General features: G+C 74.1%; 14 protein-coding genes and 2 tRNA genes. 4 read left to right on the forward strand and 12 right to left on the reverse strand.

Going from position 1 to position 18,398, the window contains the following annotated elements; all coding sequences use genetic code 11:
- Positions 1-375: 375 nt before the first annotated feature.
- From ACFYYN_RS00005 to ACFYYN_RS00020, 4 genes are read right to left on the reverse strand one after another with little or no spacing between them, the layout of a single operon-like run.
- Entirely contained in the window at positions 376-2,688 is a 2,313-nt protein-coding gene (locus ACFYYN_RS00005; protein WP_500544114.1) for an ArnT family glycosyltransferase, read from the reverse strand.
- Positions 2,685-4,049, reverse strand: coding sequence for a bifunctional glycosyltransferase family 2/GtrA family protein (locus ACFYYN_RS00010; protein WP_500544115.1), 1,365 nt, complete (start codon positions 4,047-4,049; stop codon positions 2,685-2,687). Before ACFYYN_RS00010 ends, ACFYYN_RS00005 begins: the two co-directional genes overlap by 4 nt.
- Positions 4,050-4,075: 26 nt before the next feature.
- The gene (locus tag ACFYYN_RS00015) at positions 4,076-5,593 is read right to left on the reverse strand and encodes a sensor histidine kinase (RefSeq protein ID WP_500544116.1); all 1,518 of its coding nucleotides are present in this window, start codon (positions 5,591-5,593) and stop codon (positions 4,076-4,078) included.
- On the reverse strand, positions 5,590-6,330 hold the full coding sequence (locus tag ACFYYN_RS00020) for a response regulator transcription factor (RefSeq protein WP_500544117.1): 741 nt from the start codon (positions 6,328-6,330) through the stop codon (positions 5,590-5,592). Before ACFYYN_RS00020 ends, ACFYYN_RS00015 begins: the two co-directional genes overlap by 4 nt.
- A 177-nt stretch (positions 6,331-6,507) precedes the next feature.
- Between ACFYYN_RS00020 and ACFYYN_RS00025 the strand changes: the two genes are divergently transcribed.
- Positions 6,508-7,389, forward strand: a complete 882-nt coding sequence (locus tag ACFYYN_RS00025; protein ID WP_500544118.1) for an LLM class F420-dependent oxidoreductase — start codon at positions 6,508-6,510, stop codon at positions 7,387-7,389.
- A 109-nt stretch (positions 7,390-7,498) separates the two neighbouring features.
- A complete protein-coding gene (locus tag ACFYYN_RS00030; protein ID WP_500544119.1) occupies positions 7,499-8,338 on the forward strand; it encodes an MEDS domain-containing protein in 840 nt (279 codons plus the stop codon).
- A 17-nt stretch (positions 8,339-8,355) separates the two neighbouring features.
- Here the strand turns inward: ACFYYN_RS00030 and ACFYYN_RS00035 are convergent, their stop codons facing one another.
- The 3 genes from ACFYYN_RS00035 to ACFYYN_RS00045 form a co-directional block, all read right to left on the reverse strand.
- Positions 8,356-8,568 (reverse strand): EF-hand domain-containing protein, encoded by a 213-nt coding sequence (locus ACFYYN_RS00035; protein WP_500332270.1) that lies wholly within the window; start codon positions 8,566-8,568, stop codon positions 8,356-8,358.
- Positions 8,569-8,681: 113 nt separating this feature from the next.
- A tRNA-Arg gene (locus ACFYYN_RS00040) sits at positions 8,682-8,754 on the reverse strand.
- A 178-nt stretch (positions 8,755-8,932) separates the two neighbouring features.
- A tRNA-Ser gene (locus tag ACFYYN_RS00045) sits at positions 8,933-9,026 on the reverse strand.
- Positions 9,027-9,233: 207 nt separating this feature from the next.
- Here ACFYYN_RS00045 and ACFYYN_RS00050 point away from each other — a divergent pair.
- Positions 9,234-9,653 (forward strand): SSI family serine proteinase inhibitor, encoded by a 420-nt coding sequence (locus ACFYYN_RS00050; RefSeq protein WP_500544120.1) that lies wholly within the window; start codon positions 9,234-9,236, stop codon positions 9,651-9,653.
- Between the two features lie 219 nt (positions 9,654-9,872).
- Positions 9,873-13,130, forward strand: coding sequence for a hybrid sensor histidine kinase/response regulator (locus ACFYYN_RS00055; protein WP_500544121.1), 3,258 nt, complete (start codon positions 9,873-9,875; stop codon positions 13,128-13,130).
- 71 nt (positions 13,131-13,201) lie between these two features.
- On the opposite strand, the gene ACFYYN_RS00060 is transcribed toward ACFYYN_RS00055, so the two are convergent.
- From ACFYYN_RS00060 to ACFYYN_RS00080, 5 genes are all read right to left on the reverse strand, one after another.
- Complete coding sequence (locus tag ACFYYN_RS00060) at positions 13,202-14,851, reverse strand: long-chain fatty acid--CoA ligase (protein WP_500332366.1); 1,650 nt, start codon at positions 14,849-14,851, stop codon at positions 13,202-13,204.
- 78 nt (positions 14,852-14,929) lie between these two features.
- Positions 14,930-15,454, reverse strand: coding sequence for a SigE family RNA polymerase sigma factor (locus ACFYYN_RS00065; RefSeq protein WP_500544122.1), 525 nt, complete (start codon positions 15,452-15,454; stop codon positions 14,930-14,932).
- A 172-nt stretch (positions 15,455-15,626) separates the two neighbouring features.
- Entirely contained in the window at positions 15,627-16,700 is a 1,074-nt protein-coding gene (locus ACFYYN_RS00070; RefSeq protein ID WP_500544123.1) for a DUF1906 domain-containing protein, read from the reverse strand.
- Between the two features lie 108 nt (positions 16,701-16,808).
- Positions 16,809-17,999, reverse strand: a complete 1,191-nt coding sequence (locus tag ACFYYN_RS00075; RefSeq protein ID WP_500544124.1) for a lipid-transfer protein — start codon at positions 17,997-17,999, stop codon at positions 16,809-16,811.
- Positions 17,996-18,397, reverse strand: coding sequence for a MaoC/PaaZ C-terminal domain-containing protein (locus ACFYYN_RS00080; RefSeq protein ID WP_500332363.1), 402 nt, complete (start codon positions 18,395-18,397; stop codon positions 17,996-17,998). Before ACFYYN_RS00080 ends, ACFYYN_RS00075 begins: the two co-directional genes overlap by 4 nt.
- Position 18,398 lies beyond the last annotated feature (1 nt).

Consider the following 18,398-nt stretch of genomic DNA (forward strand, 5'->3'; position numbering starts at 1 on the left):
CCGCTACGACAAACGCGCCTACACCTACCTCGGAACCGTCACCGTCGCAGCCCTGATGATCTGGCTCCGCACATGATCCAAGAAACAGAACCTAGGCCGTGTCGTCAAATGAGCTCCCCCAGCTACCGCTGGGAGGTGCCCCCAGGTGCGGTGCATCGCAAGGCGGAGAGTCGTCCTCGTAGTCGGTTACTCGGACGATTCGACAACGCAGCGTGGGGGCACCCCCGGCCGAAGGCTGGGGGAGTGCCGTACCAGACGCCGCCGAGCAGGCGGGCATTGACGACACGGCCTAGGACCCGGCCCTGGGGTACCGGATGCCGGAAGGGGGCGGCGGCCCGGTGGCCGCCGCCCCCTTCCGCGTCCCGCGACCTGGGTTCAGCTCGGATCGGTCAGGTCGTAGACGGTCGTTCCGCCCAGGGTGGTGGAGCCGAAGTTCTCCTCCACCCACGAGCTGATCTGCGAGGAGGTGCCGCTGCCGCCGCCCCGGCCCATGCCGCCGGAGGCGATGAAGTAGTGGATCTTCCCGGCGGCCACGTACTCCTGGAACCGCTCCAGCGTCGGGGACGGATCGCTGCCGTTGAAGCCGCCGACCGCCATCACCGGCTTGCCGGTGGCCAGCTGGTAACCCGCGGCGTTCTGGGAGCCGATGGCGGCGGCCACCCAGGTGTACGCGTCGGCGCCCTCCAGCAGCGCCTCCTTGGTGGCGTCGGCCACCTGTGAGCCGCCCAGCAGTCCGCCGAGGCCCCCCGCCGCTCCGCCGCGGCGGTTCTCGCCGCCCGTACCGCCACCCGTACCGTTGCCGGGGAAGCCCTGCCCGCCCTGACCCTGCCCGCCCTGACCCTGCTGCCCGTTGCCGCCGGGCATGCCCCCGGGGAAGCCGCCCGTACCGCCGGGGCCGCCTCCCGTGAAGCCCTGCCCGCCCTGGCCCTGCCGTCCGTTGCCGCCCGGGAAGCCACCGCGCATGCCGCCGGGGCCGCCGCCCATGCCGGCGCCCTGCACCGCCGGGCCCGCGGTCACGATGGAGCCGGTGTGCGCCGTCCCGACGGTCTGCACGGTGTACGCCAGCGGCCCGCCGAGGGCCGCCGCCAGGCCGGCCGCGGCCGCGAGCGGCGCGAGCCGCCGGAGCAGCCGGGCCCCGAGCAGCAGCCCGCCCGCCGCGATCCCGGTGACCAGCACGGCGTACCGCACCCAGGGGTACCAGTCGGCGGAGCGCCCCAGCAGGACGTACGACCAGACCGCCGTGAGCACGACCGTGCCCGCGAGGACCGCCGCGGCCGCGGGGTGGGCACGCCGCTCCCACAGCATCACCGCGCCCATTCCGGTCAGCGCCGCGATGTAGGGCGCCAGGGCGATGTTGTAGTACTGGTGGAATATCCCGGACATGAAGCTGAAGGTCAGGAAGGTGAAGACCAGCGCACCGCCCCAGGCGAGGATGGCCGAGCGGCCGGTGTCCGTGCGCGGGGCGCGCCGGGTCAGCCAGAGTCCGGCGACCAGCAGCACGAGGGCCGCGGGCAGCAGCCAGGCGATCTGACCGCCCATGTCCGAGCCGAACAGCCGGCCCCAGCCGGTCTCACCCCACCGTCCGCCGCCGTTCGGGCCGCCGCCGCCCCCGACCGAACCGGTCTCGTCGCCGGTGATCCGGCCCAGACCGTTGTAGCCGAAGGTCAGCGACAGGAAGCTGTTGTCCTGCGAACCACCGATGTAGGGGCGGGAGGACGCGGGCCACAGCTCGACGATCGCGACCCACCAGCCGCCTGACACGACGGTCACCAGACCGGCGAGACCGAGCTGCGCGAAGCGCCGCTTCACCGTCGCCGGGGCGCAGACGGCGTACACCAGTGCCAGCGGCGGCAGGATCAGCCAGGCCTGCAGCGTCTTGGTGAGGAAGCCGAGGCCGAACGCGACGCCGGCGAGCACCAGCCACTTCGTACGGGCGTCCTCCAGCGCGCGCAGGACGCAGTACACCGCCGTCACCATCAGCAGGCACAACAGCGCGTCGGGGTTGTCGAAGCGGAACATCAGCGCCGCGACCGGGGTGAGCGCCAGGGCCAGTCCGGCGATCAGGCCGGCGGCCGGCCCGGAGCGGCGGCGCACGGCGGCGTGGAGGACGCCGACCGCGGCGACCCCCATCAGCGCCTCGGGCACCAGGATCGCCCAGGACCCCAGGCCGAACAGCCGCACGGACAGCGCCATCGGCCACAACGCGGCCGGGGGCTTGTCGACGGTGATCGAGTTCGCCGCGTCGGACGAGCCGAAGAAGAACGCCTTCCAGCTCTCGCCACCCGCCTGCGCGGCCGCCGAGTAGAAGCTGTTGGCGTAGCCCGAACTGCTCAGGTCCCACAGGTAGAGCACGGTCGTGAAGGCGAGCAGCGCCAGCAGGGCGGGCCGCGCCCAGCGCGGGTCCTGCGGCCGTCCGCGCCACAGGCGAACGGCGGTCCCGCGGGGGCGGCCGGTGCCGCCCTGCGGCGCATGGTGCACCGGGGGCGCCACCGGCGCCGGGGCACCCGCCGGGACGGGGCTGCGCCCGTCGGCGCCGGGCGGCGGGGCGTCCACCGGGACCGGCGTACGGCTCACGACCGCGGGTGCGTGGGCCGGGGGCGGGGGGAGGGGGAGGGGGAGGGGGAGGGGGAGGGGGCGCTGAGCCGGCACGGCCCGGTCCCGGGCCTCGTCGCTGCGCGACGTGGTCATCGGTCGCTCCTCGGGTCGTGCGCATCGGGACGCGCGGTCGGCAGGGGGACGGCCAAGTCCCGGGTGGGATCCGCGACCGGTACGGGCGGGGTGCCGCCCGTCCGGCCGGGGAAGACCCAGGTGCGGAAGAGCAGGAAACGCAGCACCGTCGCGGCGAGGTTGGCCGCGACGAGCACGGCGAGTTCGGTGCCGTGCGCGGGCGTGGTGTCGGCGACGTGCAGCGCGGCCAGCGATCCGCTGGTGAGCGCCAGGCCGATGCCGAAGACGACCAGCCCCTGCGCCTGGTGCCGCACGGCCTTGTCGCGGCCGCGTACACCGAAGGTCAGCCGCCGGTTGGCGGCCGTGTTGCCCACCGCCGAGAGCAGCAGGGCGAGGGCGTTGGCGGCCTGGGCGCCGCAAAGGGTGCGGAAGAGCGTGTACAGCAGCAGGTACGCGACCGTGCTCAGCCCGCCGACGACGCAGAAGCCGACCAACTGCCGGGCGAGCCCGGCCGGCACGTCGGCGAGACCGCGGTCGCGCGGGTCGTCGCCGAAGGGCCGGCGCAGCCGGTCGAGCGGGAGGGCGCCCGTGGCCAGCGCCCTGCCCACCCGCCACACGCCCTTGAGGTCGTCGGTGGCGGTCCTGACGACGTCCACGCTCGAGTCGGGGTCGTCGACCCAGTCGACCGGCACCTCGTGGATGCGCAGCCCGGCCCGTTCGGCCAGCACGAGCATCTCGGTGTCGAAGAACCAGCCGGTGTCCTCCACCAGGGGCAGCAGCCGCTCCGCGACGTCCTTGCGGATGGCCTTGAAGCCGCACTGCGCGTCGGAGAAGCGGGCGGCCAGCGAGGTCCGCAGCAGGACGTTGTAGGAGCGGGAGATGAACTCCCGCTTTGCGCCCCGCACGACGCGCGAGCTGCGGGCCAGCCGGGAGCCGACCGCCAGGTCGGAGTGGCCGGAGATCAGCGGGGCGACCAGCGGCAGCAGCGCGTTGAGGTCGGTGGAGAGGTCGGCGTCCATGTACGCCAGCACCGGCGCCCCGGAGGCCGACCACACCGCGCGCAGGGCGTGGCCGCGGCCCTTGCACTCCAGCCGGAAGGCGGTGACCTCGGGGAGCTCGGCCTCCAGGGCCGTGGCGATCAGCGGCGTGCGGTCGGTGCTGGCGTTGTCGGCCACGGTGATCCGGAACGGGTAGGGGAAGGTGCGCCGCAGGTGCGTGTGGAGCCGGCGAACGCAGCCTTCGAGGTCCTTCTCCTCGTTGTGCACGGGGATCACGACGTCGAGCACCGGTTCGGTCTGCGCGACGGCCAGGTGCTCACGGGCGGGGAGGGCCTCCGGGCCCCGGGCCGGCCGGCCGGTCGGTGGGAGCTGTTGGGTTCGCATGGCGACGACCTTGGTCCGGCCCGCTGTCATGACGTTGTGGCGGCGCTGAGCGGCAGCTGTGAGTGCGCGGCGGGCAGGTGGACGCGGAAGACGGTACGGCCGGGCACGCTGTCGATGGACACCGCGCCGCGGTGTGCGGCCACCACGGCCTGGACGATGGCGAGTCCCAGGCCCGTGCTGCCCGCCGCCCGGGAGCGGGAGGCGTCACCGCGCGCGAAGCGCTCGAAGACGTGCGGCAACAGGGCGGACGGGATGCCGGGACCGTCGTCCTCGACCTCGACCAGCACCTCCCGGCCGCGCGGCACGACGCGCGCGACGACGGTGCTGCCGGGCGGGGTGTGGGTGCGGGCGTTGGCGAGCAGGTTGGTCAGCACCTGGTGCAGGCGCTCCGGGTCGCCGTGCACGACGGCGGGTTCGTCCGGGAGGCTCAGCAGCCAGCGGTGGTCGTTCCCGGCCGCGCGGGCGTCGCTGACGGCGTCGACGACCAGCGGGGACATGTCCGTCCCGGTGAGGCCGAGCGGACGCCCGGCGTCCAGCCGCGCGAGCAGCAGCAGGTCCTCCACCAGGGTGGTCATCCGGCTCGCCTCCGACTCGATCCGGCCGAGCGCGTGCCGGGTGTCCGGGCCGATCGTCTCCCGGCCGCGCCGGGTCAGCTCGGCGTACCCGCGGATGGAGGCCAGCGGGGTGCGCAGTTCGTGGCTGGCGTCGGCGACGAAACGGCGGACCCGGGTCTCGCTCTCCTGGCGGGCGTGCAGGGCGTTGCCGACGTGGTCGAGCATGCGGTTGAGCGCGGCGCCGACCTGGCCGACCTCGGTGCGCGGATCGGTGTCGGCGTCCGGCACGCGGTCGTGGAGGGCGACCTCGCCACGGTGGAGGGTGAGTTCGGAGACCCGGGTGGCGGTGGCGGCGACCCGGCGCAGCGGGTGGAGGCTGAGCCGGATCATGACGAAGCCGGCCATCCCGGCGGCGGCCAGCCCCGCGGCGGTGACGCAGGCCTCGACGACCACGAGGGTGCCGATGGTGTCGCGGACGGCCGTCGTCGGCAGTCCCACCAGCAGCCACCCACCGCTGCCGTCGGTGGCCGACTGCACGCGGAAGCCCCCCAGTCCCGGGACGTCGAGCGTGTGCGGCAGGCCGTCCAGGGGGACGGCCGCGAACGCCTCGCGCTGCGGAGCGGTGAGCGGCCGGGCCTGCAGCCGGGACTGGGTGCCGCTGGGCTGCGCGCTCACGCCGGCGGCGGTCACCGCGCCGGTCGCGTCGAGCCGGGCGCCCACGGTCCCGGGGGCGATGCCGGGCCCGGTGATGAAGCGCAGGGACCCGGTGCCGGGGACCGGCGGCCCGACCGGATGCTTGCCGTCGTACCCCGGGTCCAGCCGGGCCCGGCCGGCGACCGCCACTACCTGCTTGTCCAGTTGTGTGAAGAGGAAGGACTGCAGGGCGAGCGTGGTGACCGTACCGATGACCGCGCACACGACCGCGATCAGCGCGACCGAGGAGACCACCAGCCGGGTCCGCAGGGACGCGCGCCGGCGGGCCCGGCTCACGCCGCTTCGCCCGGCTTGATCAGGTAGCCGGCGCCGCGCCGGGTGTGGATCATCGGGGGGCGGCCCACGTCGATCTTCTTGCGCAGGTAGGAGATGTAGAGCTCGACGACGTTGGCCTGGCCCCCGAAGTCGTAGGACCAGACGCGGTCGAGGATCTGCGCCTTGCTCAGCACCCGGCGCGGATTGCGCATCAGGTACCGCAGCAGCTCGAACTCGGTGGCCGTGAGGTGGATGCCCTGGCCCCCGCGGCTGACCTCGTGGCTGTCCTCGTCGAGCACGAGGTCACCCACGACCAGCAGCGACTCCTGGCGGGCGGCGGCGGCCCCGGCCCGGCGGAGCAGCCCGCGCAGCCGGGCCACGACCTCCTCCAGGCTGAACGGCTTGGTGACGTAGTCGTCACCGCCCGCGGTGAGACCCGCGATGCGGTCCTCGACGGCGTCCTTGGCGGTGAGGAACAGCACCGGCACGTCGGGCAGTTCGCGGCGCAGCCGGGCCAGGACCTCCAGGCCGTCCATGTCGGGCAGCATGACGTCGAGGACCACGGCGTCCGGTCGCACCTCGCGCGCGGCGCGCAGCGCGTCGGAGCCGGTGCCTTCGGTGTGGACGTCCCAGCCCTCGTAGCGCAGGGCCATGGAGAGCAGGTCGGCGAGGGCGTTCTCGTCGTCGACGACGAGCACCCGGACAGGCGCGCCGTCGGGACGCGTGAGGTCGGCGGCGGGGGAAGGAGACGCGGTCATGCCCGCATCCTGTGAACCGCCGCTGAGAACCCCCTTTCCGCTGCCTGTGATTTCCCTGAGAATCCCCTGTCGCGAAGGCCCTGACGCGCCGCCGGGCCGGGAATGCGCGGGCCGCGGACCCCGTTTTGGTACGAAGGACGTCGAACTTCAAACGGACTTCACGGCGGGAGAAGACCCATGAGCGACAGCCGGACGCCGGCGATCGGGCGCTACGGCCTGTGGAACGCCGGGCTGCGCGACCCCGATCCGGCCCGCGCGGCCGAACTCGCCGAGACCGCCGCCGAACTGGAGGAACTGGGCTACGGGGCCCTGTGGCTCGGCGGCAGCAGCGGCGTCGAGCACGCGGTACCGCTGATCGAGGCCACCTCCTCCATCACCGTCGCGACCGGCATCCTCAGCATCTGGCAGTACGGGGCCGAGGACACCGCCGCCCGCCAGGCGGGCCTCGAGGCCGCCCACCCCGGGCGCTTCCTGCTCGGGCTGGGCGTCAGCCACGCCCGCCTCGCCGAGCAGTACAAGCACCCGTACGCCGCGATGACCCGCTACCTCGACGAACTGGACGCCGCCGGGGCCCCGGCCGGGAACCGGGTGCTCGCCGCGCTCGGCCCGCGGATGCTGGACCTCGCGCGCGACCGCTCGGCGGGCGCCCACCCCTACCTGGTCACCGTCGAGCACACCGCGCAGGCGCGGGCCACGCTGGGCGAGGGGCCGCTGCTGGCACCGGAGTTCACGGTCGTCCTGGAGACCGACCCGGCACGGGCCCGCGAGACGGCCCGGGAGATGCTGGCGTTCTACCTGACGCTCCCCAACTACACCAACAACTGGCTGCGCCTGGGGTTCACCGAGGACGACCTCGCCGACGGGGGCAGCGACCGCCTGGTCGACGCGCTCTTCGGCTGGGGCGACGAGGAGCGGGTCCGGCAGCGGATCGACGCCTTCCTCGACGCGGGCGCCGACCACGTCGCCGTCCAGGTACTGGCCTCGGGCGAGGACCGGTCCGGACTGCCGCGCGAGCAGTGGCGCCGGCTGGCCGCGGCGCTGATGCCCACCGGTCACTGAAGGTCCGCCCGCAGGCAATCCGGGACAGTCCACCGACAGGAACGGAACCCTCCGCTCAAAGGCGTTCAGCGCCCGGCCGCTCCACGGGACCGGGCGTATGTTCGGCCCCATGGACAGCGGCACCGTGCCTCGTACTGTCCCGGTCGACCGCATGGCGTCCGGCGACCACGCCTGCCTCGGCTTCCAGGACGAGGACGACCGCTGGGAGATCCGCGCCGCCTTCACCGCGATCGGGCTCGCCCGCGGCGAACGCGTCCTGCTCTTCACCGATCCCGGTACGCCCCCGGCCGAGGCCGTCACCCGCCTCGGCGCCCACGGGGTCCGCGCCGCCGACGCGGTCCGCCACAGCGCCCTCGTCATCACCCCCGAGGTTCCCGGCTACGACGGCGCCGCCGCCTGGACCGCCCTGACGAACACCGCCCACTGCCACGGCTTCTCCGGCCTCCGCGTCGCCGGCGACATGTCCTGGGCCCTCGGCCCCCACCTCGACCGCGACCGCCTGCTCGGCCACGAGACCGCCATGACCCCGATCCTCGCGGGCCTCGGCCTCACCACCATCTGCGAGTACGACCAGCGGCGCTTCGCCGCCTCGCTCCTCGACCGGGTCCGGGCGGCCCACCCGGTCTGCGTACGCCCCCGCCACGGATCACTGCGCGCGGAGCGCTCCGGCGACACCCTCGCCCTGCGCGGCGACGCGGACCTCGCCACCCGCAACGACTTCGAACTGGCCGTCCGTCACGCCTTCGCGGCGCCCGCCGGCCCGCCGTACCGGGTCGACCTCAGCCGGGTGGCCTTCCTCGACGCCCGCTGCGCATCCGTCCTGATCCGCCACGTGGCGTCCCTCGGCCCCGCCGACCGCGTCACCATCCGCTGCCCACGACTGCACGCGCGCACCCTGCGGCTCTGCGGCGCGACCGAGGTCCCCCAGCTCCTCCTCGAGGAGACCTGAACCCCCGGCGCCCGGCGTCAGGCCTGCTGGGCCGCCCAGAACTCGTCCCACGAGATCTTGCCGTCGCCGTTGGCGTCGACGGCCCTGATGACGCTCTGCGCCACGGTCTCGGTCACGTTGAAGTCCCCGAGCTGCGCCATCACGCTCTTGTACTCGCTCGCCGTGATGAGCCCGTCCCCGTCGACATCGAATCGCGTGAACGCCTTCTTGGCCGCCTCGATGTCCGCCATCGTGACCACCCCTCCTTGTGTGTACTCGGTCCTGACTGCGCACACCCTAGCCGCCGCAACGACCCCCCAACGCGAGAGGCCCCCGGGTGATCCCGGGGGCCTCTCGCCTGCTGTGCACTCGGCAGGATTCGAACCTGCAACCTTCTGATCCGTAGTCAGATGCTCTATCCGTTGAGCTACGAGTGCTTGTGCTTCCCGGCGTTTTCTTGCCGGTCGGCGTTGCGGGAACAACATTACATGACCTGCGCCGTGAGGTGAAATCCATTAGCCGCACCCCCTCTGACCTGCCGAAACGCCGAATGCGGGGTCCAGAAGGGGTGCCGGGAACGGCAGAAGCCCCGGCCGGGTGGCCGGGGCTTCTGTGTGGCGGAGGCGGAGGGATTTGAACCCTCGATGGACGGTAAAGCCCAAACCGCATTAGCAGTGCGGCGCCATAGACCGGACTAGGCGACGCCTCCTCACGTACCCGCGCGAGCGGGTGTGTGCAGATGATGGCACAGCCCACCGGGCTGGGACCAATCGCTGACCAGATTACTCGGCCGTGCACGGCCAGGGCAAAGGCGTTGCGGTGGGCGCCGGGGCGGCGCGCCCACGATCGGGTGGATTGACGGGCGCGGACGGTGCCGGGGAGGTAGGGACGGAGCATGCGATTGCCTCGTGGACCCATGACCGCCGCGCTCGCGCTCGGCCTGCCGCTGACGGTGGCCGCACCGGCCCTGGCCTGCCCTCCGGGGGCGGGGGAGTCGTCCGACGTGCTGCGGGTGACCGTGGACGACGGGGGCGGGCACCTGTCCGAGTACGACCTGCACTGCGACCCCGCGGGCGGGACGCACCCGGACGCGAGGGAGGCGTGCGCGCTCCTGGAGCGGCTGGGCGGGCCGGTGGGGCCCGAGCCCGAGGGCACGATGTGCACGATGATCTACGGCGGCCCGCAGCGGGCGACGGTGCGGGGCAGCTGGCGCGGCCGGCCCGTGGACGCCCGCTACGACCGCAGCAACGGCTGCGAGACGGCCCGCTGGCGGCGGATGGCCCCGGTGCTGCCCGCACCCGCCGTCCACGACGAGTCCGGTGGCCCTGGGGCGTGACCTGCGGAGGTGACCGACACCACATCGGCACGGCTCGACCACGAACACTACTCACGCGTACGGGACATGGGCATCCGGAGCCTCGCCGCCAACCTCTGCCCGTACACTCGCTCTAGTGACATGCCCCCCGGTCGGCGGCAAGATGGCCACCACCGGTGGATGCCCCCTTCGCGGGTGGTGGCGCGGCAGCAAGTGCGGTTTTCAGGGAGGACGCGTCTCGTGAGCAGCAGGCCATCCCGAGGCGCTGCTCGCCTCGCGGCAATACTCGACGCGCTCCCCGACGCGCTGCTGCTGGTGAACGCCAACGGGACCGTCGTCAACGCCAATTCCATCGCCCTGGAGACCTTCGAGTCGCCGGGCACCGCCCTCGTGGGCCGCGGGCTGCTCGACCTCCTGCCGGCGTTCGACGCGCGTCGCATCCCCGGTTCGATGCGCCGCCCCGACGACGACGAGGGCCGCACCAAGCCGACCCGGATGGTCGCCCGGCGGACCGACGGCAGTGAAATTCCGGTGGAGGTCACGAGCGCGAACCTCGACGACGCCCGCACACCTTTCGCCGAGACGTACAGCTACACCGGCGACGAGCTGCTGATGCTGGTCGTCCGCGACCTGACCGGGACGCTGGACACCGAGGCCGAACTCGCCCGCCAGCAGCGCCAGACCGAGATGATCCTGCGCGCCGCCAGCGAGGGCGTGGTCGGCGTCGACACCGACGGCAAGATCGTCCTGGTCAACCCCTCGGCCGCGCAGATCCTGGGCTTCCGGGCCACCGACCTCGGCGGGCAGGAGCTGCACCCGCTGGTGCACCACTCCCGTCCGGACGGCAGCCCGCTGCCGGCCGAGGAGACGCCGCTCTCCGAGACGCTGCGCTCCGGGCTGAAGCACCGGGTCCGCGGCCAGGTGCTGTGGCGCAAGGACGGGCGCTCGGTTCCGGTCGACCTGATCACGGCGCCGGTGCGGGAGGGCGACCAGCTGGTCGGCGCGGTGATGACCTTCACCGACCGCACGCGCTTCGACGCGCTCGCCGCCCGCAACGCGCAACTGCAGTCGCTGCTCGGCGACGCCCTGCGCGGACCGCTGGACGAACTGCGGGCCGAGCTGGCCGGGCTCGCCAACGACCCGGCCGGGCAGCTGTGGCCGGAGGCCAACCAGATCCTGCACCACCTCACCGCGGGCTACGCGCGGATCACCACGCTCATCGACAGCGTGCTCTCCTTCCAGCGGCTCGACCGGGGCGAGGAGAAGCTGCAGCGCGAGACGACCTCGATGGACAAGGTCGTGGCGTCCGGCGTCGAGGCGGCGGTCGAGCTGATCGGTCCCGGGCGGGCGCAGTACGCGGTGCACGCGCCGCCGATCGAGGCGACCGTGGACGCCGAGCGGATGTCCCAGGCGCTGTCCCACCTGATCGCGGACGTGGCGGGCGTCGACGCGGCCGGCAACATGCCGGTCGTGGTCGGCGGCGTCGACTCCACGATCGTGGTGGCGGCGGCGCAGCGCGGCGACTCCGTCCGCATCGAGGTGCGCGGCCCGCACGCCGGCGACAACCCGGTGCACCTGCCCATCGCGCGGGGCATCGTCGAGAAGCACGGCGGCGTGCTCCAGACGCACGAGGTGCCCGGGCAGGGCAGCGCGTACGTAATGGAGGTGCCGGTCGGCAAGGGCGGCGCGAAGACGGCGGTCAAGGAGCCCCGGCGGGAGTCGGAGACGACCGTCATGCCGGTGCCGGCCGAGCCGGTGCGCGGTACCGCCCCGGCCGCGCTGGCGCAGGCGCCGTCCTCGGCGCCGCAGCCGCCCAGGCCCGCAGCGCCGGTGGCGACCCCCGGTGCCGCGCTCGCGCTGCCCGCAGCGCCGACCACCGACGCGCCGACCCCCACGGGGCGGCGCCGTGCCCTGCGGCGTCCCGAGGAGCAGCAGGTCCCGCCGCAACCGCAGCCCCAGCCGCAAGCCGCCCTCCCCCCGGCACCCGCCCCGGCGCAGGAGCAGCCCACCGGCCGGCGGGCCCGCCGTGGCGCCCCGCAGGAACCGCAGCCGGGCCTGGTGCCCGCGCTGCCGGCGGCCCCCGCGCCAGAGCAGGACGCGCCGGGCAACGGCCGCCGTGCGCGACGGGCCCCCACCGCGGAGGCCCGGGCGACGCCGGAGCTCCCGGCGCTGCCGGCCGCCCCTTCGGTCCCCGCCACCCCGGCGACCGAGTGGCCGGAGGCCCAGGGCTCGGCCCGGCGCCCGCGCGGCATTGTGGAGAGCACCCCGCGCCCGTCGGCGATCGTCGACCCGCGGCGGCTTCCCCCGCCCACCCCGACGCCGCTGCCAGAACCGCCGGCCGTCGAGCCGCCGATGATCCCCGAGCAGACGCAGCGCTCTCCGGAGCCACAGCCCGTGGTGCCGCCGCAGCCGCAGCCCATGGTCCCGCCGCAGGCAGCGGCACCCGCACCGGCGCAGCCCCAGCCGTCGTCCATGCCGAGCGACGGCGGTACGCAGGGCCGGGCCATCAGCGTGCGCACCCTCGGCCAGGGCGTCGCCTTCGCCCAGCAGATCAACGAGCAGGTCGCCCAGCCGTCGAGCGGCTCCGGGCGCCGGCGCAAGCTCGCCACCCCCGCGGAACCCGATGCACCCAAGGCCGTGGCACCCGCGGCCGTGAACGGCACGGAGACCCCCGGCCGGGCGTACGCCATAGGCGCTCCCACGGAGGCCACCGAGGGTCCCGAGCCGCTCGACGGCCCCAACGGCGCCGTCGACGTCACGGAGGAGACCGGCCCCGAGCCCGGGGCCGTGCTGGACGAGCCGCGCCGGCTGCTGGTCTGGCCGGAGCCGGACGTCTCCACCCGCCAGGCGCTCACGGACCGCGGCTACCGCCCGGTCATCGTCCGCTCGCGCGAGGAGGTCGACGCCCAGGTCTCCGATCCGCCCGCCGCGCTCTTCGTGGACCCGCTGACCGGGCCGATCACCCGTACGGCGCTGCAGTCGCTGCGCCAGGCTGCGGCGCAGGCCGAGGTGCCCGTCCTCGTCACGGCCGGCCTCGGCCAGGCCACCCGCGAGGCCGCGTACGGAGCCGATCCCGCCGTGCTGCTCAAGGCGCTGGCCCCGCGCGACAGCGAGCAGCATCCGCCGCGGGTGCTGCTGATCGAGGCCCACACGCCGATCGCCCAGGCGTTCACCGCCACGCTGGAACGGCGCGGGATGCACGTCGCGCACGCCCAGTCGGAGGCGGACGCGATGACGCTCGCCGCGCAGATGCACCCCAACCTCGTGGTGATGGACCTGATGCTCATCCGCCGCAGGCGCCAGGGCATCATCGACTGGCTGCGGGCGAACGGCAGGCTGGAACGCACGCCGATGGTCGTCTACACCGCGGTCGACATCGACCCGGCGGAGCTGCCGCGGCTGGCGTCCGGCGAGACGGTCCTCTTCCTCGCGGAGCGGTCGACCAGCACGGACGTCCAGGGGCGCATCGTCGACATGCTGGGAAAGATCGGCTCCTGAGGGCCCACCGCACGACGCAGGCCGGGCCCGGGGGTGCGCCCCCCGGGGCCCGGCGCACGCGTGGCGCGTCGTCAGACGAGCTTGGTGACGTCCAGTTCTCCCGCCGCGTACTGGCGGCGGATCACCTTCTTGTCGAACTTGCCGACCGAGGTCTTCGGCACCGCCGGGATGACGGCCCAGCGCTCGGGCAGCTGCCAGCGGGCGACGCTCTCGCCGAGGAAGGCGCGCAGTTCCTCGTAGCCGACCGTGGTGCCGTCCTTGAGGACGACCGTGGCGAGCGGCCGCTCGCCCCAGCGCTCGTCGGGTACGGCCACCACCGCGGCCTCGGCGACGGCCGGGTGGGCCATGATGGCGTTCTCCAGCTCGACCGAGGAGATCCACTCGCCGCCCGACTTGATGACGTCCTTGGCGCGGTCGGTCAGCGTCAGGTAGCCGTCGTGGGTGATGGTGCCGACATCGCCGGTGCGCAGCCAGCCGTCGGGGCTGAACTTGTCCTCAGGGAGGAGCGCTTCGGCGTCGGCGCCGCCGTAGTAGGCCGCGGCGATCCACGGCCCGCGGACCTCCAGTTCGCCCGCGGACTCACCGTCCCAGGGCAGCACCTCGCCGGACGGGCCGACCAGCCGGGCCTCCACGGAGGCGGGGAAGCGGCCCTGGGTGATCCGGTACGGCCACTCCTCCTCCTCGGTGAGGCCGGCCGGCGGGTGGGCCATGGTGCCCAGCGGGGAGGTCTCGGTCATCCCCCACGCGTGGAGGAGGCGGACGCCGAGCTTGTCGTACGCCTCCATCAGGGAGGGCGGGCAGGCGGAGCCGCCGATGGTGACGTGCCGCATGCTGGTGATGTCACGGGGCTTGGCGGCGAGTTCGGCGAGCAGGCCCTGCCAGATGGTGGGGACGGCGGCGGCGTGCGTGGGACGCTCGCCCTCGATCATCTCGGCGAGCGGGCCGGGCTGCAGGAAGCGGTCCGGCATCAGCATGTTGATGCCGGTCATGAAGGTGGCGTGCGGCAGGCCCCAGGCGTTGACGTGGAACTGGGGCACGACGACCAGGGTGGTGTCGGCGTCGGTCAGGCCCATCGACTCGGCCATGTTGACCTGCAGGGAGTGCAGGTAGATCGAACGGTGCGAGAACAGCACGCCCTTGGGGTCGCCGGTGGTGCCGGAGGTGTAGCACATGGCGGCCGCGGAACGCTCGTCCAGCTCGGGCCAGTCGTAGCGGTCCGGGCGGCCCTCGATGAGGGACTCGTACGTGTGCAGGGCGGGACGGCAGCCCTCCAGCGGCGAGGTGTCGCCGGGGCCGACGACGACCACGTGCTCGACCGACTCCATGGCCGGCAGCAGCGGTGCCAGCAGCGGTATCAAGGTGCCGTTGACCAGGACCACGCGGTCGGCGGCGTGGTTGGCGATGAAGACCAGTTGCTCGGCGGGGAGCCGGAGGTTGAGCGTGTGGAGGATCGCGCCCATGGAGGGGATCGCGAAGTACGCCTCGACGTGCTCCGCGTTGTTCCACATCAGGGTCGCTACGCGGTCGTCGCGCTGGACGCCGAGCTCGTCGCGCAGCGCGTGCGCGAGGCGGGCGGCGCGGGCCCCGATCTCGGCGAACGAGCGGCGCTGCGGCTCGCCTTCGCCGGTCCAGGTCGTGACCTGCGACCGGCCGTGCACGGTCGAGCCGTGGGTCAGGATCCGTGACACCAGCAGGGGAACATCCTGCATTGTGCTCAGCACCGGGCGCCTCCTCGTTGAAGCGGCTACGCGTGGGTAGGTGGGTGCTGAGATTCTGCTGGCATACCGAGCGGTATGTCACTACCCCAGGCGCAATTCGGGGTCCGCGCGGAGTTTGCCCAGGGCGCGCGACACCGCACTCTTGACCGTGCCGACCGACACCCCGAGCGCCTCGGCGGTCTGCACCTCGCTCATGTCCTCGTAGTACCTCAGGACGACCATCGCCCGCTGGCGGGCCGGCAGCCGGGCGATCGCGCGCAGCAACGCGTCGCGCTGGGCCTGCTGCTCGGCCTCGTCGGGGCCGGTCACGGCGTGGCCGTGCGGCTCGGGGAGCTCGTCGGTGGCGTACTCCTCCACGCGGCGCCTGCGCCACTGCGAGGTACGGGTGTTGACCAGCGTGCGGCGCACGTAGCCGTCCAGCGCCCGGTGGTCGTCTATCCGGTCCCACGCCAGGTAGGTCTTGGTCAGGGCGGTCTGCAGCAGGTCCTCGGCGTCGCAGGGGTTGGCGGTGAGCGAGCGCGCGGTCCGCAGCAGCGCCGGGCCCTTGGCCCGGACGTAGCGGGTGAACTGGGCCTGCGAGGCGCTGGTGCACACGGGCGTCGTCATGGCTCCACGCTAGGAGCCGGTCCGGGTGCGGGGGATCCGCCGCAGGTGCCGAAGCGGGGTCACCCTGAAGTCGTAGGGCGGGGGCCCGCCCCACCTCCGGAGGGCTGAGGCGGCACCCGCCGCCCCTACGGGTCGCCCCGCAGGGGCGGCGTCCTCGCGGCCGCCCGCCGCGTCATCCGACGACGGCCACCGGCCCGTCCAGCCGGTTGCGGTCGATCGCCAGCCGCCGGCCGCCGTGCTTCTCGCGCACGCTGCCCGAGTACTGGTGGATGCGCCCGTGCGGATGCCAGGCGTCCCGGCCGAGGACGGGTTCGCCGCGCACCGCGGGCTTGCCCTGCCAGCGGGCGAACCAGACGGCGCGCGGCAGGTCGTCGTAGCCCTCCCGGCGGGCCCGCTCGACGTGCCGGATGCCGGACTCCGAACTGCTGTAGAGGCCCGGCAGGTAGCCGGCGTCGTCGACCTCGCGGTCCCATGCCCGGATGAAGTCGAGGGTCTGGTCGGCGCAGCGGGACCGCTTGACGTTGTACGCCTCCATGTCGAGGTAGAGCGCGCTGCCCTCCTCGAAGCCGAGGGCGGCGGCCCTGCGCACGGCGTCCCAGCCCTCGCTCGCGCCCTGGCCCCAGGGGTCGTCGGTGCTCATCCGGTGGTTGCGCAGATGTCTGCCGCGTACGCAGGGCGACTGCGAGCCGACGTAGATCGGCAGGATGCGCCAGCCCATGCGGTGCACCGAGCGCACCCAGGTGCGGTTGAGGTGCCGCTGGGTGCTGCAGGCACGGGCGCGGCCGCCGTAGTAGACGCCGACGGCGCGGTACTTGGAGCGCAGCCAGGCCCGCATCGTGGACAGCGGCGGCGTGCGGCAGGTGTCGAAGCCGTAGCCGCGGTAGACGCGGGTCGGGCCGGCCCCGGACGGGGCGCGTTCCTCACCGCCGAGGCCGTAGGGGAGGTCCAGGCCGTCGAGGAGACCCGTGTCGGCGAAGCCGAACGGGTCGTCGTCACCGCCGTCACCGGGCGCCCGGGCGGGCCGGGCGGGCCGGGCGGGCCGGGCGGGCCGGGCGGGCCGGGCGGGCCGGGCGGGCCGGTACGTCCGGACCGCGCCCGGCGTGGCAGCCGTCACCGAGGCCGGCTTGGCGACCGGCGCGGCGGGACGCGGCACGACGGCCTCGGCCGCGGTGGGACCGGCCAGGAGGCAGGCCAGCACCATCGCCACGATCGCCCCGTGTCGGATGATCGGCTTGTGTTCGCGCATGGGTCGAGTGAACGCAGGCGGCTGCCCGCGAACGGGGCAGCCACGCCCCGCTGTCAGCCGTACGCAGCAACGCCCGGCCCCGGATGGGCCGCCGGTGCCGGGGCCGGCTCAGTCCGCCGCGCCCAGCAGCAGTCCCGAGGTCGGCACCCCCGTACCGGCCGTGACGAGGACGTGGGCCGCGCCGGGGACCTGGTTGACGCTAGTGCCGCGCACCTGCCGCACCGCCTCGGCGATGCCGTTCATGCCGTGCAGGTACGCCTCGCCGAGCTGCCCGCCGTGGGTGTTGACGGGCAGCCTCCCGCCCCGTTCCAGACCGCCGTCGGCGGCGAAGGCGGCCGCCTCTCCGCGCCCGCAGAATCCGTACTCCTCCAGCTGCATCAGGACGAAGGGGGTGAAGTGGTCGTAGAGCACGGCGGTGTCGACGTCCTGCGGCCGTAGGCCGGAGGTCCGCCACAACTGGCGGGCCACGACCGCCGACTCGGGGAGCCCGCACAGGTCCTGGTCCGGCCGGTAGTAGCCGGTCATCTGCTCCTGGCCGCGCCCCGCGCCCTGGGCGGCCGCCCTGATCACCGCGGGCGGGTGCCGCAGGTCCCGGGCGCGCTCGGCGGAGGTGACCACCAGGGCCTGACCGCCGTCGGTCTCCTGGCAGCAGTCGAGCAGGCGCAGCGGCTCGACGATCCACCGCGACGCGGCGTGGTCGGCCAGGGTGATGGGCCGGCGGTAGAAGTACGCGGCCGGGTTGGTCGCGGCGTGCCGGCGCCCGGCGACGGCGACATGACCGAAAACCTCTGGTTCGAGCCCGTACGTGTGGAGATAGCGCTGTGCCGACATGGCGACCCAGGACGCGGGGGTGAGCAGCCCGGACGGCAGGTTGACGCCGAGGGCCGCGCCCTCCGCCGAGGGTTCGCGCTGCTGGACGCCGGAGCCGAAGCGGCGGCCCGAGCGCTCGTTGAAGGCCCGGTAGCAGACGACGACGTCCGCGACGCCGGTCGCGACGGCCATCGCGGCCTGCTGCACGGTGGCGCAGGCCGCCCCGCCCCCGTAGTGGATCCGGGAGAAGAAGCCGAGTTCACCGATGCCGGCCGCCTGGGCGACGGTGATCTCCGGACTGGTGTCCATCGTGAAGGTGACCATGCCGTCGACGTCGTCCGGCGTCAGCCCGGCGTCCTCGACCGCCGCGCGCACGGCCTCCACGGCGAGCTTCAGTTCGCTGCGCCCGGAGTCCTTGGAGAACTCCGTCGCGCCGATCCCCGCGATCGCGGCCCGTCCGCCCAGGCCGTCGCGCCGGCGTACGCTCATCCGCCCCCCACCTCCAGCACCGCGGTGCCCGTGACGTGCCGCCCCCGCCCGACCGCGCCGATGACCTCGACGGTCGCCTCCGTGCCGCGCACCGCTGTGACGCTCCCGGTGAGCACCAGCTCGTCGCCGGGGTGCGCCGGTGCGCCCAGCCGTACGCGCAGTGAGCGGAGCACCGCCGAAGGGCCGAAGTGCCCGGCGAGGTACCGGCCGACGAGCCCGCCCGTGGTGAGGATGTTCAGGAAGACGTCCGGCGAGCCCTTGGCCCGCGCCGCGTCGGGGTCGTGGTGCACGTCCTGGAAGTCGCGGGTGGCGATCGCCCCGGCGACGACCAGCGTCCGCGTGACGGGGATCCGAAGCTCCGGCAGGACGTCGCCCGCCCGCGCCCCCGGTCCGGTCATC

Origin of the sequence: Streptomyces sp. NPDC001902, assembly GCF_042891295.1 — a bacterium.
Lineage (GTDB): Bacteria > Actinomycetota > Actinomycetes > Streptomycetales > Streptomycetaceae > Actinacidiphila.

Excerpts from the sequence above, each read along its gene's own strand:
- ACFYYN_RS00005 (WP_500544114.1), bottom strand. The coding sequence starts at position 2,688 with ATGACCACGTCGCGCAGCGACGAGGCCCGGGACCGGGCCGTGCCGGCT.
- ACFYYN_RS00010 (WP_500544115.1), bottom strand. The coding sequence starts at position 4,049 with ATGCGAACCCAACAGCTCCCACCGACCGGCCGGCCGGCCCGGGGCCCG.
- ACFYYN_RS00020 (WP_500544117.1), bottom strand. The coding sequence starts at position 6,330 with ATGACCGCGTCTCCTTCCCCCGCCGCCGACCTCACGCGTCCCGACGGC.
- ACFYYN_RS00025 (WP_500544118.1), top strand. The coding sequence starts at position 6,508 with ATGAGCGACAGCCGGACGCCGGCGATCGGGCGCTACGGCCTGTGGAAC.
- ACFYYN_RS00030 (WP_500544119.1), top strand. The coding sequence starts at position 7,499 with ATGGACAGCGGCACCGTGCCTCGTACTGTCCCGGTCGACCGCATGGCG.
- ACFYYN_RS00035 (WP_500332270.1), bottom strand. The coding sequence starts at position 8,568 with ATGGCGGACATCGAGGCGGCCAAGAAGGCGTTCACGCGATTCGATGTC.
- ACFYYN_RS00050 (WP_500544120.1), top strand. The coding sequence starts at position 9,234 with ATGACCGCCGCGCTCGCGCTCGGCCTGCCGCTGACGGTGGCCGCACCG.
- ACFYYN_RS00065 (WP_500544122.1), bottom strand. The coding sequence starts at position 15,454 with ATGACGACGCCCGTGTGCACCAGCGCCTCGCAGGCCCAGTTCACCCGC.
- ACFYYN_RS00070 (WP_500544123.1), bottom strand. The coding sequence starts at position 16,700 with ATGCGCGAACACAAGCCGATCATCCGACACGGGGCGATCGTGGCGATG.
- ACFYYN_RS00075 (WP_500544124.1), bottom strand. The coding sequence starts at position 17,999 with ATGAGCGTACGCCGGCGCGACGGCCTGGGCGGACGGGCCGCGATCGCG.
- ACFYYN_RS00080 (WP_500332363.1), bottom strand. The coding sequence starts at position 18,397 with ATGACCGGACCGGGGGCGCGGGCGGGCGACGTCCTGCCGGAGCTTCGG.